Here is a 14,131-nt window from a genome sequence, read left to right as displayed (position 1 = left end):
CGGGCCCCCGGTTTAAACCGGGGCCCGTTGCCTTTAAAGATGTTGAATAATCAGGGAAACGATTAGTTACCAAATCCAATCCTTCGGCGACCCGCAGGAGCATTGGCTTCTTCTCGCAATTCAGCCAGTTCTTTTTCAAACCCGCCCGATAAGATCGGAAAGCGTAACCAGGTTCTGGGGTCCAGATTTCGGTCATCAATGTGGAAACTCGGAGCATACCGTTCGCGTTTCCATTGATTTCGGCTCCATAACCGGAAAAAGCGTTCGGTCCAGCCTGCTAGCTCTTCACGGGTATAAACGCCTTCAAAATCCAGCTCCAGTTTTTTCAATACTTCTTTGGGTGCCTGTTTGTCGCGGAAGCCGTAGGTTTCAATCGCATTCAATACTTCATAGGGCATCAAATCGGCTTCATCGGTTTGCTTGCGATCAGCGGGGCGGAGTTCAGCCGTAGGTTGAAGGTTATTCATGGCATTCAACCCCGGTACTCTCAACGTTCCGCCCAAGCCCACCTTTTCAAGCCATAGTAACCATTTCCGCAAATAGGTTTTATCGATTCCGGCCAGTGGAGAGATACTACCTGCCGTGTCTCCATCCATCGTAGCATAGCCTACCGAAGCTTCCGAACGATTGGACGTGGAAAGTAACAGACAGTTATAAACGTTGGTTAACAACCAGGCACTTGGAGCCCTCACCCGAGCCTGAATGTTTTGCAGAGCGATGTCATCCGTGTCCCAGCTTAACTTCCGTTCCAGTCCTTCTTCGATCAGACCTTTGTAGGTTTCCACCAGTCCGTTAATATTTACATCGAAAAACCGGGCATTAATATCTTCGGCCAGTGAGGTCGCGGAATGTTTCGTTTCCTTCGACGAGTTTTCCGTTCCCTGCCAGATGCAGTATAACAATTCGTGAACGATCTCTTTGGTCGTGGTTGCGTCCTGAATTTTAGTGATGTATCCCAGCCGCTCTTTGAATTTATCCAGCCCAATGCTTTCAATCCCCAGCTCCACCATCAGATAGACCAGAGCGGCACAGGCCGAAGAATCGGCTCCGCCTGACAACGAAACGACGAAGCCCTGCGAGCGGCTCTTCCGCAGGTAATCAAACAAAGCCAGTGAAACAGCCCGGGCAAATTCTTCTTCTTTCTGATAGCCCTTGGCCTCCCAGTCCTCCAGCAAATACTGGTTACGAGCCGGACGAATATCAGGCCACTGGAAAGGAACGGAAACGGTTAAAGCATCGCCCGCTTTACTGAAAACCGCCCGATTCTGCGTTTGTTCCAGCCGACCTTTCTCCAGATCAACCGTGGCCGTTACCATGTAATGATCCGTATAGCTAAAGCGGGTTCCCGAAGCCAGCATTTCGCCCGACTGGGCAATCATCGCATCGCCGTCGTAAATGGCCCGGCCCGCTTCGTTACCTAACAGGTTCGTATACACATACACGCACCCAAAAGAACGACTGCCATCCTGCACGAAGCGTTCCCGCGTTTGGCTTTTGAAGAAGCTAAAGTGGCTAGCCGAAGGATTCAGAATGATATCCACGCCGCGAGCGTACAATTCCCGACCGGGACGATTGGCGATCCAGGCATCTTCACAGATTTCAAAACCAATTTTAACGCCCGCTACTTCGAAAAGTAAATCACCAACGGGATAATCGATTCCATTGATTTTTACATTCGTTCGTTCGCCCGAAGCCCAGGCATGAAACCACCGGGTTTCGTAATGAATGCCATTATTAGCCAGATTTTTCTTCAGAGCAAAACCCCGAATCTGCCGATTCACAATGAAACAGGAAGCGTTATAAACTTTATTGTTCAGCATGAGCGGCATACCTACGGAAACGGCCAGATCCGATGTATAAGGCACAATTTCATCGAGCATACTCAGGGCTGTTTCCGCAACGTAGGGAGCGTAAAACATATCCTCACAGCCGTAGCCACTCAGACACAATTCAGGTAAGCAAAGAAGAGTAACATCCTGATTCCTAGCCTCGTCGATGCAAGTCAGAATGTTGGCAAGATTTCCTTTCCAATCGAGAGGAGTGGTATTAACAACGCCAGCGGCCAGTTTTATTAGCTTCATACCCAATGTTTTAAGAAAATGGCATCCACTCGAAAGGGATGCCACTTATGTCACCATATTCGAGTTCCTAAAAAGTTAAACCAGGAAAGCGAATATACGGGTGTCTGCTAAAAAACGGTGGTTAATTCAAAATCTCCGCCAATTTGTCCAGATCATCCGAACCGATGTAGTCCAGACCGAGGCGTTGGAGCGTCTGATAAGCCAGAACCGTATTGGGTGTTCCCCAAATCCGGGTTTTCTGATTGTTCTGGTGAGCTTGCGTGACGAAGGTTTTGATTTTATTTTCCACTTCCGTGGATAAGGGCGTAGTACCATCCCATCCAGCTGAGCTAAATTCCTTGAAATCAGCACTAATCAATGGAACGCGAGCTCGGTTTTCAGCCGAATAGGTAATATTCCGACGACCATCGAAAGACAGGATTTTATCGTATGTATTAAAATCCTCGGGCTTAGGCATATTTCCACTCAGCACGAAGTCCACTTTCTGCAACTCCATTTTGTGGTCCTTGAGCATTTTCTGCAACAAATCAATGGCCTCCGCATCTTTCAGATCAATCAGTACCTGAACCTTATGATGACCAGGATACGGATACCCTTCATGCTGACGCAGATTAACCAGCAAAGGCAGCAGATACATTTTCCGGAATGTCCGTTCAGGCTTGATGTCTTCCCGGTTATGAGCCACCATTAACTCGCCATTATGTACGTAAACATCGGCTTCGATGGAGCCAAAGCCCAGCGAATAAGCCTTTTCAAAGGGTTTTTGCTGTTCGTAGTCGTTGTGCGAATGGGCTGCGGGACGAAATTTGAAATTGGTTTGAGCAAAAACCAGGTTGCTTCCCAGAGCAAAAAGAAAAGTAATCCAGTGGCGTTTCATAATTGGGCAATAGTTGACGGATTACAAAGGAAAGGGTTTCTGCGTATTCCTTATCTTTTATCTATTATCATATTATAAAATCTTGAGAAAAAGGGTCGGTATACCGTTTGACATTCAAAAAGAGTGAGGATATCTAAAGCGTTCGTCCGTAACGCCTAACATTGGAAATGCGAACGAACGGGGCTATTGGGATCTAATGACAGGTAGGAACCGGTCCTTTTGAAGAAATGGAATCTCGCACCAGCGTTATTAAGGGCTTACCCTGTTCTTGTTTGATCTCCCCTAATTAATGATGCCAGCGGAAAAGCTGGCATCGGAAACAGGAATGGCTTGTTTGTTTTTTCGTTTTACTCGCTTATTGCTACTCTTACTCCGCATAGATGATAGCCTTTTTTTCGTGGGCAGCAGAGTTTTTTCTATTTAGCTTCAAATTCCTTCCATTTATCATTCTGCCCGTTAAGCCAGTCATAATAATATTCAAGTATTATTGACGACATTGAATCGGGATGATCAATTCCTTTCTTTATTAGATATTGTTGAAGTCTAGAACCTCCCCAAAGTCCCCAATTATTCCTTAGCCAAGTCCCAAATCCATGATGGTATAAAATCGTCTCACTTCGGTCTTTTAGATTTTTAATTGCTTCTATATCTTTTGGTTTTAAAATTTTATTAAGCTCTAAAAAGCATTCTTCAATATTTTTAGGAATATAACGTCCATTAATAGAATCAGTAATAATTCGTTTTTTGTATACTTCCTTCTCTTTGACAATTTCTTGTCTCTTTTCTTTTTTTGCTTCTTTTTTATTTTTATTCATTAAAGCAATCCAGCCCTCAAATCTCCATTTTCCAACCTCTTGAGGTATTGAATTTATTGCAAATTTTTGGGATTCAATGAATGTTTTGATTTTGTCTTCGGGAAGTGCGTTATAGTTTTCAATTTTATCGAGAGCAGCATTACCATACTTATCAACAATAATTTGAACTTTAATAGAATATTTTTTCAATTCATATGAATCTTTTTTTTCTTCGGGAAAGACTACCATTCCCAGATTTCTAGCTAGACCCTTCTCGAATGTCAAGCCGCTTGAAAGATCTGGCAGACCATACAATGAAGATGTTTTAAACTTCTTTATATGCGATTGAGTAGGCCTTATTTCCTTAAACTTTTCTGGATCAATTTCTGTAAGTAACATTGAACTTAAATTTATTGTATTCAAGTCAATAGCAATTAGCTTAGATGTTTTGGTAAAAATATATAGCGTGTCATTATTTAAATATGTTGCCTTTTCAGTTAATTTCTTTTCGAAGTCAGATACATCTTCTTTAAATGTTATTTTTCTTTTGCCATTCTCCCAAAAAACTGTATCAATCGATTCTTTGTAAAACAAATAACAATCTTCGTTTTCAGAATTACAATCAATTAGGTCAGTCAACTGGAATTGTTTTACAGAGTGGCCATTTTTGTATATCTCAATACTTTTATTTTGGAATCCATCCCATTTAAATTCTCTATCTATTACGTAAGCAATGGTTTTCCCATTATTACTCAAGAATATTTCTCTTCTATTGTCTGATAGCTCAAAATGTCTATCAACTTCGTAAATTTTGGTTGAATCATAACTAAAAACAGATGTTATTCCTGTTGATGTTTGCTCAATATTATCAAAAGGAATAGTTTCTAAAAAGAATTTATTATTCTGTGATTTTATAGTGTGAATGTAACATATGGAATAAGTTGTCTGGGCAGTAACTTGTTTAAAAGTTATAAGCCACAAAAAAAGTGTTAATATTTTGTAAGGTGTTACCATTCTTAATACGGATGCTAACAAACAGGGATTAGTGAAGGCGGGACTTTGAAAACCGTCAGATAAAGTTAAGCCCAATTGTTGATAGGAGTATAAAGCTCCAAGTTTACACGTCACCCTACCTGACGTAAAACCTGTGTTATAGGCATATTTTATTTCTTGCTTCATTCGTCCGTCCCCATAGCTTTTACATATTATATTCAACTCGTTAATTATCATTTTTTTATTTTGGTCGAACACTTTTATTATCTTATTGTCAATTTTCCACTAAAATAATCAAATTTTGTATCGTGTTGATTGTAAGCAATTATCACTTTTCCTTCTTCGATATCAGCCGAGAGTATTTCAAGTCCCGCTTTAACAAATGTCGGCTAGTTCTGTAAATGTCTGTGCAGGTAAATCAAATAAACTTGGCCATGTCGATAAAAACAATTCGTCAATTTGAGTAAATTCAACAAAAAACTTATCGAAAGACTTGTTAATTTGTTCGGCTAAATACTTACAGTAAATAATCAAAGTCAGCAATTCCTTATCACAAGTCAATCCTGAAATTATCCCATCATGTGTAATTTAAAAAATATATCTTATGTCTTCGGTTTTTCTTCACAAATAGATTTTTTAGTTTAAAAATTTAGATTCCCGTGATTTGAAAGACTTAAATTTTTACAGCACTACCTAAATTATGTTACTTAGCTAAACTCAATACCTTTGAAGATCGTATCTAAACAAAAAACGACTCAGTTTCCTGAGTCGTTTTTTGTTTATTCGTAAGCCTTACCTGCTAGTTCTATTTCGGTTCCGACCGAGGACAGAAACTCCTGATGCGTCATAGGCTGACTGAACATCGGGAAGTCTTTCGCCAGGGCATTATCGTGCTCTTCCTGACTTAGCGTCGCACAACAATCGGTTAGCGTAATGACATTGTATCCTTTTTCATAAGCCGTACGCATGGATGATTCTACGCAGCAGTTTGTCAAAAATCCGGCGAGTGCAATATTCTGAAAACCCCGGCTCCGCAGAATAAAATCAAGATTCGTGCTGGCAAAACCACATAATCCCCGTTTGCCTTCAATCACGATATCTTCGGGATGTGGATGCAAATCTGAAACGATCTCCGCTCCCCAAGTACCTTTCTTAAATGCTCCGGCGTCTTTCACTCCCTTCAGAATTCCATACGGATTCGGCGTTAATTCGTGGTAATCGTCCGTAAAAGCAATGGGTACGTGTACGATCTGAATACCTGCTTCGCGAGCCTGCTTCACCAATTCAATCGTATTGGGTAACATCTGCGTTGAGTCCATTACGGCCTTTACGCCTCCGTGAAATACGCCACCTTCGGTTGTAAAATCGTTCTGAAATTCAATGAGGACGAGTGCCGTCCGTTCTGCTGAAAGTTGCATGGCTGTATTGGTTTAAAGATTCTATTGCTAGTTTCGTACGTAACCTTACCCTGTTAAAACTTTCCGATCCGGCGAATGGTTTCTGAAATTATAACAACGCAGCTCCAAACACACCCGCACTGTCTCCTAGCTCATTTTTCACGATTAGTAAGTCAGGTTTAGGCGTGAACACGTGCTTTCTGGCCCGCTCTACACCTTCGGTGTACAGCAGATCAATGTTAGAAACCCCGCCACCAATCACAATGACATCAGGATCGAGCAGGTTGGTGATGATTGAAATTGCTTTTCCAAACATGTTCAGCATTCGTTCTACCGTTGCCGTTGCTAGGGGGTCCGAACCGTCCTGGTAACGAGCCAGAATGTCGGGCATACTTAAAGACGAACCACTTTCTTCTTTATAAAAGCGTTGCAGTGAAGGACCGGACAATACGGTTTCTACGCAACCATGATTACCGCAGTAACAGGGGCCACCGGAGTTATCCAGAAAGATATGCCCCCATTCGCCACCAATGCCCTGACGACCACCCCATACTTTGCCATTGATAACCACGCCTCCGCCGACGCCAGTCCCCATGATAATTCCAAAAACCACCTGTGGATTCTCATGCACTTTAGGAGCAGCTCCTAAAACGGCTTCGGCCAAAGCAAAACAGTTCGCATCGTTGGCAATCATGCAGGGAATACCCAGAAGAGCTTCCAGGTCTTTTTGCATGGGCTGATCGTTCATTACTACGGTATTACACCCACGCATGGTTTGTGTAACCGGATCAAGCGTTCCGGGGGTAGCGAAACCAATCTTTTGCGGACCTTCACCCAACTCTTCCGTAACCATTTTCACCAGTTTTTCAATCTGGCTGAGAATATGTTTATAGCCTTTATCTGCTTCGGTAGGAACGCGGCGGCGAACCCGCACATTAGTAATATTGTTGGCGTCTAATACAGCACACTCAATTTTCGTCCCGCCTAAGTCAATGCCCCAAAGATTATTCACTTGTAATGTAAAGTTTAGTTATGCTGCCACGAATAAAATGGCTTTTCGCTGGGCTAGCAAGTTTAAAAGAGTAAAGTAGTCATTACCCCTAAAAATAAATCGGCAGAGCCTGCCTGAAGCAGGTTCTGCCGATGCATACTATTTCTAAATAGAAAATTTTCTAAAGAAATGCCGAACGAGTATCAGTGAATCTGGCTAAAAGAGAACACCGTGAATAACAAGCCAATAATCAAAATAACAGCGATCAAATAATCCGTTGGGGCTAATGATTTAGACTGTACTGGAGTTTTCATAATCTTGGGTTATGTTTTTTGTGAAGGCTGAAATACTAACGTTTCATTTGGGCTGTATGATATTGCAAAAGTACAATTTTACTACCACCTTGTCAATTCCGGTTAATAAGTTACTGATCGCTTGTATAAACGAATTTTAGGTAGCTAGGGTTTTGTAAAAATTGATTTTTATTTCATCATACATCAATAATACAGTCAAATATTGATAAAAAATATCATATATCAATACAAATAATAAAATTATATCTACTTATTCTTTAGATATTTATATTATTTTTTCGAGGGAGTCATAGCGATAATTCGATGATCTACTTTAAAATAGCGGCTAAGTTTTAATAGGGAAAGTGGATAAAATGCTAAAACCAGAACGAATTAATAACAAAAAAATAACGGCACCGAAGTGCCGTGTATTCAAATAGGTTATGATTCTTCTTTTGTGAGGCAAGTAGGACAAGTAATAATTATGCAATTTTACCTTCTTTTTATACCAAAATGTAATTATTTTTTACCTCAACTTCCTGCAATATTAACTATAAGTTGATAAAAACCTCCACTCGACCGAAACTAAGCCTTTTTTGTGTCATTTATGCTTGTCGGCTACTCAAACTGTCATTATGACACCTTTATACTTTTGGAACAGCCTTTGTCTTTCTTCGGGCATCTATTCATATATTATTTAATCTTATTTACAACTCAATGGAAACGACAACTTTTCACGAAAAGGGAAACATTTCGATTCATACCGAGAATATCTTTCCAATTATTAAGAAATTTCTGTATTCCGACCACGAGATTTTTCTTCGCGAATTGGTTTCTAATGCCGTTGATGCTACTCAGAAAATCAAACGCCTGGCTTCGATGGGCGAATACGGTGGAGAGTTAGGTGATCTAACGATCAAAGTTTCCATCGACCCAGAGGCAAAAACATTGACCATCAGCGACAAAGGTTTAGGGATGACGGCTGATGAAATCAAGAAATACATCAATCAGATTGCCTTTTCAGGGGCTCTTGAATTCGTAGAGAAATATAAAGATCAGGGGGTTGAGCGTGGAGCTATCATCGGACAGTTTGGTCTGGGCTTCTACTCGGCATTCATGGTAGCTTCTCAGGTGGAGATTATTACCAAGTCTTATCAGGATGCTCCCGCCGCTCGCTGGATCTGTGATGGTTCAACGGAATTTGAGATTACCGCTGCCGATAAAGCTGACCGTGGAACGGACATTATTCTTCACATTACCGAGGATTCTCAGGAGTTTTTAGAGCCTGCCCGCATCCGTACGATTTTAGAGAAATACGGTAAATTCCTGCCCATCCCTGTTTCTTTTGAGGATAAAGTAATCAACGAAACCGAACCCATCTGGACGAAAAATCCGAATGAGCTGGTGGATGAAGATTACCTGAAATTCTACGAAACGCTGTATCCTTTCTCAGAAAAACCCCTCTTCTGGATTCACCTGAATGTAGATTATCCCTTCAATCTGACGGGTATTCTCTACTTCCCCAAAATCAAGAATGAGCTGCAACTGAGTCGGGAAAAAATTCAGCTTTACAGCCGTCAGGTGTTTATTACGGATGAAGTAAAAGACGTAGTGCCCGATTTCCTGATGTTACTGCACGGCGTGATTGACTCTCCCGATATTCCGCTGAACGTAAGCCGTAGCTTCCTTCAGGCCGATTCGAACGTGAAGAAAATCAACGGCTATATTACTCGTAAGGTAGCCGACAAATTGTCCGAGCTATTCAACAATGACCGCCACGGGTACGAAGAGAAATTCGGCGACATTGGTGTGTTCGTGAAGTACGGGATGATCTCGGAAGATAAATTCTACGATAAAGCGAAAGATTTCGTTCTGCTGGAAAGCACTGGAGATACGTTCTACACGCTCGAAGAATACAAAGAGAAAACGGAAGAAACCCAGAAAGATAAAGACGACAATCTGGTTTGGTTATACACCACCGATACCGGCAAACAGGATTCTTACATCCAGACAGCGATGGCCCGTGGATATAATGTCCTGAAGCTGGATGGTGTAATTGATCCGCACTTCATTGGTAAACTGGAGCAGAAGCTGGAAAAAACTACCTTCAAGCGAGTGGATGCCGATAGTCTTGACAAGTTGATTGACAAGGGTGTAACCATTGAAAGCATTCTGACAGAAGAAGAGAAAGAGACTTTAAAGGCCACCTTCGAGGGAGTAGCCGGTGCCGGTTACAGCGTAGAGATTCAGCCTCTAAGCACCGATGAGTTACCCGTGGTAATCACGCAAAACGAGTTCATGCGTCGCATGAACGACATGTCGAAAGCGGGAGGCCAACCCTCCTTCTTTGGGTCAATGCCGGTGACTTATAACCTACTAATTAATGCGAATCACCCCGCGATTTCCCGCGTGAAAGATTCAAACGATCAGGCTTTGGCGAAACAATTGGTTGATTTAGCTCTTTTATCTCAAGGTCTGTTAAGCGGCCCTGCTTTAACGGAATTTATCAAACGGACGGTGAATGGTTTGTAATGGCTATTCCGTATTAAAGAAAAGGCCTTCCCTTGTCTACAAGGGAAGGCCTTTTCTTTAATACGGGAATCTTACCCGAAAAATATACACCAGAAACCTTTCGTCTGTTTCACAATAGGATTCGAGAATAGTTGAAGCCGTTCCTTTTCCGTTGGTAATCGAAACGTTGTCTTCGTTTGCTCCGATTTCCACTCGCAAAAACGTTCGGCCTGCAACCAGCTTACACCTGTTATTCCAGCAGTTTGGGAGCTTCTGTATGTCTTCAGATTAGTATAAAAATCGTCCGGAATCATGTCCTTTTTTTCCGTAGAAGATTTCTCCGAGCGGGTCCGTATGGCTTTTAGAAAAGATTCAAACTCCGCATAAGTCACCTCATGAATCAAGAGTTTTTTCTTGGTATTTGCTGGTTGACTTCTTGTTTTCTTCCCGTTTTTTTTCCGCGGATACGGTGGCGGAGGAGGAGGCGGCGGTGCAACCGCTGATGAAGTCGGTGGTGGTGGCGGCGGTGGTAAAACGGTAGCCGCTGGCTCTGCTATATTAGTAGGTACCGGAGGCGGAGGAGGCGGTGCAACCGCTGGTGGGGTCGGTGGTGGTGGTGGCGGCGGTTTCGGTACGTCTTGGGCGAACAAAGCCATGCTAACCGCCGTAAGGGGCAATGCGAGTAAAAACAGCGTTTTTTTCATAGAAATACTTGGAGTTTGGAAAAGCGTTTCGATACGATTTTTAATGGGATGGCGGGCGAAAGAATGCGTGAACGTTCCTTGTTGTGATACGGCGAGGGTGAGCAAAACCTGAGCATACGGTTTGGCTCCGTATTGATGAGCCAGCGACGCATCTACTTCGTATTCATGAATCTGGATCAACGAACGACGTAACCAGTATACGACCGGGTGAAACCACAAGAAGCAGCGAACGATTTCCACCAACAGCAAATCCAGCGAATGCAAGCGACGGAAATGTTCGTATTCATGCGTGAGTACGATTTCCTTTTCTTTAGGTGATACTATAGAGTCATCCACAAACACCCAATGAAAGAAAGAAGCCGTCGTATACCCGGTCGGCAATACGTGTAGTTGCTTCCAGCGGATGGCCTTTGCGTTGCGTATTCGCAGGGATACGCGGATGATTCCCCCCAGCAACTGCAACAGAAACAACCCCACTCCTATTCCATATGCATAACCCACCGTTTTGAGCCATTTAGCTGTAGTGAATCCCATAAAGGTTTCAGGTTCAACTTGTTCCATTGGCAAAAGGAACGAATCGTTGATTACGCTGGCAACCGGAACTCCGGGCATAACCGGAATCACGATACTGGCGATCAGGGCAAATAGCAGATAAAATCGATTGTACGTATGAAACGTGAGTGTTCGCAAACAGAACCAGTACACGGCATAAAAACTAATCAGCATGACGGAGGAATACAGCAAATGAGTCATGGCCTGAGTGATTAGTTTTCGTCAATTAGTTTCCGTAATTGCTCGATTTGTTCGGGCGTAATCTGCTCCTCTTTCGCCATAAATGACAATAATCCCATAGCCGAGCCATCGAAATAGTCGCTCAGCAATTTCTGAAATCCGCTTTTTCGATAGTCAGCTTTCGCGATTTTCGGGAAATATTCATACGTCCGTCCGTACGCCTTGTATCCCAGAAATCCTTTCGATTCCAGAATACGCACCACTGACGCGATGGTATTATACGGCGGTTTTTCGGGCATCCGCTCCACCAGATCTTTCACAAAAAAAGGCTCCTTCAGCTCCCAAATCGCCTGCATCACACGTTCTTCCGTTCGGGTTAATTCTTCCATCGGTTTCGTATTAATATTTTCATTTCCCTGACTTCCCAACAAAGATTAAACGTATTTTTCAATTATACAACTGATAAATACGTTTAATAACTAATTTTTTAATTTTAAATAATAAAAGTCAAGTAATAGGAAACAAGAGTTTAGCTGTTTGTTGAAAGAAAAGTGCTCGTCTGCGTCGCAGGCGAGCACTTTTCTTTCTTTATCTTCCTGAACGAAGAGCGGGATTTGCTCTCGGTTGAAGCGGAGTTTGCCGTTGGGCTCTTGGGCTTCGGCGGGTTTGCATTTCCAAGTGAGGCTCCTCTCTGCATTCGGAATGACCATAGGAAGTGGGTGTGTTACTCCCCTATGAAGCAGTAACTAAAAACTGCCAACCAAAAGAAAGCCCCGACTGGAAATTCCAGTCGGGGCTTTCTTTTGATGAACAATGGAGTTACTTCCCAGCTTCCCAAACGTTATCCTTGCGGTTTACGTCAGGAATCATCAAGCCACTCAGGGTAATTTTCTGAATGGGCTTGCTGAATTTCTTTTCTACTTCAAAAGTCTTCGCTCCGTTCTTCCAGTAACGTGCCGTTTCGTTGATTTCCTCCGTAGAGTTATCCGTAAACAGTACAATCAGGCGAATCGGAATGGGTAATGAGCCTTTTTGCGTAACTACGATTTTGGCCTTGCCTTTTTTGTCAATCGCTACTTCTGAAAGAGCCAGATCAGGATACCCCTTTTCGAAGAACCAAGGCTTCCAATACCAGGACAAATCTTCTTTCAACGCATCATTGAAAGAGAAGAAGAAATCATAAGGCATGGGGTGTTTGCCATTCCAGCGAGCCATATACTCCTGTAACGTTGCTTTGAACTTCTCCTGCCCTAGCATATCCCGCAAAAGGTATACGCCTGCGAAGGACGCATGTAGGTGGCAAACGTGTAAGCCGTTCCCGTTAACAGGTTTGTGGGAACCATCATGGGTTGCTCCTGCTCTTTTCCGGCAAACTGATCAAAATACGCGGCATTGGTTTGTTGAGGCATAAACTTCTTCGGCATGCCGTCAATCTGAAATTCCATCCAGTTTGGTAAGGTCTGAGCCCAGCCTTCATCCATCCAGGCGTATTTACGCTCATTGATTCCCATGTAAAACGGGAAATACGTGTGAGCAATCTCATGAGCCGTTACCTCAGCCGCAAAAGCCGGAGGATACGAGCCATCATTCACAAACATTGGGAATTCCATTCCACCCGATCCGTTAAATACGGTTTCGTTGGGGTAAGGAAAAGGCACACCGGGCAGGTATGTAGAGAAGTATTCAACGCACTGTTTGGCATAACGGCATACATCGTAAAAGTCTTTGCTGCTCGGATGATACACCGCAGCTACCGCCGTGCGACGGCCCGTTTTACTGTCAGCAACCGCACTGGAACCGTCCCAGAGATAGGTATCCGAAGAAGCAAACACGAAATCAGGAACGTGTTCGGCTTTGAAGTGATAGGTATGTTTACCCGATTTTGCAATGGTAATTCCACCCTTTTCGCGGTCCTCAGCAGTGACAATTCTCACCACCTGATCAGAAGTACGAGAGCCCTTGTAACGATCCAGAATTTCAGGAGAAAGAATTTTCTCAGGGTTCTGCCATTCGCCCGTAGCCCACACCAGATGACTGGCCGGAACGGTAATGTCCACGTCGTAATTATTGAAATCGTTATAAAACTCTTTCTGTCCGGTATAATCCTGTCTATCCCAGCCGTCGATATCATCATACACGGCAATTTGGGGATACCAGTACGCCACCATGTATGAAGACTTAAAGTATAAGCCTTCCCGGATATGCGTTTTGGCTGGAATCAGGTAACTCCATTTCACGTCCAGCGTTAACTTCTGCCCCGTTTCCAAACCACTTTTCAACGTTACGAACATATTTGTTCCGTTGCGTTGGGTCTTTACTTCATTTCCATTAACGGTTACGCTTTCAATCGTTACGCCTTCATCGTTCAGATCGGAAGGATCAATTTCCCGCTCATCCCGGTTGGCATCTTTCTTGAAAATGTCAGGATATAACCGGATTACCAGGCTTGACAAACGGTTAGGGCTGTTGTTAGTGTAAACGACCTGTTCCGTGCCGCTCAACTGACGCGTAGCCGGGTTGAGTTCGACCTGAATTTTATAATCGGAATGGTTCTGCCAGTATTTCGCACCGGGTTTGCCATTGGTCGCCCGGGTTTCATTGGAATACGCTTTCTGAATTTCCAGAGGTACGGGTAAGTTCTGGATATTCTGACTCATTCCCGCAAAAGAAGCCAGCAATGCCGCCGTCAGTAAGCCGGATTTTTTACTCAATAAACGCATGATGAAGGATTTAATGTGAAAATCTGATCCTAATGTAC

General features: G+C 43.1%; 10 protein-coding genes. 1 reads left to right on the top strand and 9 read right to left on the bottom strand.

What is annotated here, in order from left to right:
- Positions 1 to 62: 62 nt before the first annotated feature.
- The 5 genes from nadE to BWI96_RS16245 form a co-directional block, all read right to left on the bottom strand.
- On the bottom strand, positions 63 to 2,081 hold the full coding sequence (nadE, locus tag BWI96_RS16265; RefSeq protein WP_106637600.1) for an NAD(+) synthase: 2,019 nt from the start codon (positions 2,079 to 2,081) through the stop codon (positions 63 to 65).
- Between the two features lie 121 nt (positions 2,082 to 2,202).
- Positions 2,203 to 2,958 carry a hypothetical protein gene (locus BWI96_RS16260; RefSeq protein WP_106637599.1) on the bottom strand — a complete coding sequence of 252 codons (756 nt, stop codon included), beginning with the start codon at positions 2,956 to 2,958 and terminating at the stop codon, positions 2,203 to 2,205.
- Between the two features lie 416 nt (positions 2,959 to 3,374).
- A complete protein-coding gene (locus tag BWI96_RS16255) occupies positions 3,375 to 4,931 on the bottom strand; it encodes a DUF6794 domain-containing protein (protein WP_157830400.1) in 1,557 nt (518 codons plus the stop codon).
- A 593-nt stretch (positions 4,932 to 5,524) separates the two neighbouring features.
- Positions 5,525 to 6,163 carry a cysteine hydrolase gene (locus BWI96_RS16250; RefSeq protein ID WP_106637597.1) on the bottom strand — a complete coding sequence of 213 codons (639 nt, stop codon included), beginning with the start codon at positions 6,161 to 6,163 and terminating at the stop codon, positions 5,525 to 5,527.
- Between the two features lie 88 nt (positions 6,164 to 6,251).
- Positions 6,252 to 7,154, bottom strand: coding sequence for an ROK family protein (locus BWI96_RS16245; protein WP_106637596.1), 903 nt, complete (start codon positions 7,152 to 7,154; stop codon positions 6,252 to 6,254).
- 989 nt (positions 7,155 to 8,143) lie between these two features.
- Between BWI96_RS16245 and htpG the strand changes: the two genes are divergently transcribed.
- Positions 8,144 to 9,958 carry a molecular chaperone HtpG gene (htpG, locus tag BWI96_RS16240; RefSeq protein WP_106637595.1) on the top strand — a complete coding sequence of 605 codons (1,815 nt, stop codon included), beginning with the start codon at positions 8,144 to 8,146 and terminating at the stop codon, positions 9,956 to 9,958.
- Positions 9,959 to 10,029: 71 nt separating this feature from the next.
- On the opposite strand, the gene BWI96_RS16235 is transcribed toward htpG, so the two are convergent.
- The 4 genes from BWI96_RS16235 to BWI96_RS16215 form a co-directional block, all read right to left on the bottom strand.
- Positions 10,030 to 11,394: a M56 family metallopeptidase gene (locus tag BWI96_RS16235; RefSeq protein ID WP_106637594.1), complete on the bottom strand. Its 1,365-nt coding sequence runs from the start codon at positions 11,392 to 11,394 to the stop codon at positions 10,030 to 10,032.
- A gap of 11 nt (positions 11,395 to 11,405) precedes the next feature.
- A complete protein-coding gene (locus tag BWI96_RS16230; RefSeq protein WP_106637605.1) occupies positions 11,406 to 11,762 on the bottom strand; it encodes a BlaI/MecI/CopY family transcriptional regulator in 357 nt (118 codons plus the stop codon).
- Positions 11,763 to 12,192: 430 nt separating this feature from the next.
- On the bottom strand, positions 12,193 to 12,639 hold the full coding sequence (locus tag BWI96_RS16220) for a hypothetical protein (RefSeq protein ID WP_157830399.1): 447 nt from the start codon (positions 12,637 to 12,639) through the stop codon (positions 12,193 to 12,195).
- Positions 12,624 to 14,093, bottom strand: coding sequence for a M1 family metallopeptidase (locus tag BWI96_RS16215; RefSeq protein ID WP_157830398.1), 1,470 nt, complete (start codon positions 14,091 to 14,093; stop codon positions 12,624 to 12,626). The genes BWI96_RS16220 and BWI96_RS16215 overlap by 16 nt, the downstream gene beginning before the upstream one ends.
- Positions 14,094 to 14,131: the final 38 nt, after the last annotated feature.

Origin of the sequence: Siphonobacter sp. SORGH_AS_0500 (assembly GCF_002838835.1) — a bacterium.
Lineage (GTDB): Bacteria > Bacteroidota > Bacteroidia > Cytophagales > Spirosomataceae > Siphonobacter.
This window is presented reverse-complemented; position numbering and strand designations above follow the sequence as displayed.

Excerpts from the sequence above, each read along its gene's own strand:
- nadE (WP_106637600.1), bottom strand. The coding sequence starts at position 2,081 with ATGAAGCTAATAAAACTGGCCGCTGGCGTTGTTAATACCACTCCTCTC.
- BWI96_RS16260 (WP_106637599.1), bottom strand. The coding sequence starts at position 2,958 with ATGAAACGCCACTGGATTACTTTTCTTTTTGCTCTGGGAAGCAACCTG.
- BWI96_RS16255 (WP_157830400.1), bottom strand. The coding sequence starts at position 4,931 with ATGAAGCAAGAAATAAAATATGCCTATAACACAGGTTTTACGTCAGGT.
- BWI96_RS16250 (WP_106637597.1), bottom strand. The coding sequence starts at position 6,163 with ATGCAACTTTCAGCAGAACGGACGGCACTCGTCCTCATTGAATTTCAG.
- htpG (WP_106637595.1), top strand. The coding sequence starts at position 8,144 with ATGGAAACGACAACTTTTCACGAAAAGGGAAACATTTCGATTCATACC.
- BWI96_RS16235 (WP_106637594.1), bottom strand. The coding sequence starts at position 11,394 with ATGACTCATTTGCTGTATTCCTCCGTCATGCTGATTAGTTTTTATGCC.
- BWI96_RS16230 (WP_106637605.1), bottom strand. The coding sequence starts at position 11,762 with ATGGAAGAATTAACCCGAACGGAAGAACGTGTGATGCAGGCGATTTGG.
- BWI96_RS16215 (WP_157830398.1), bottom strand. The coding sequence starts at position 14,093 with ATGCGTTTATTGAGTAAAAAATCCGGCTTACTGACGGCGGCATTGCTG.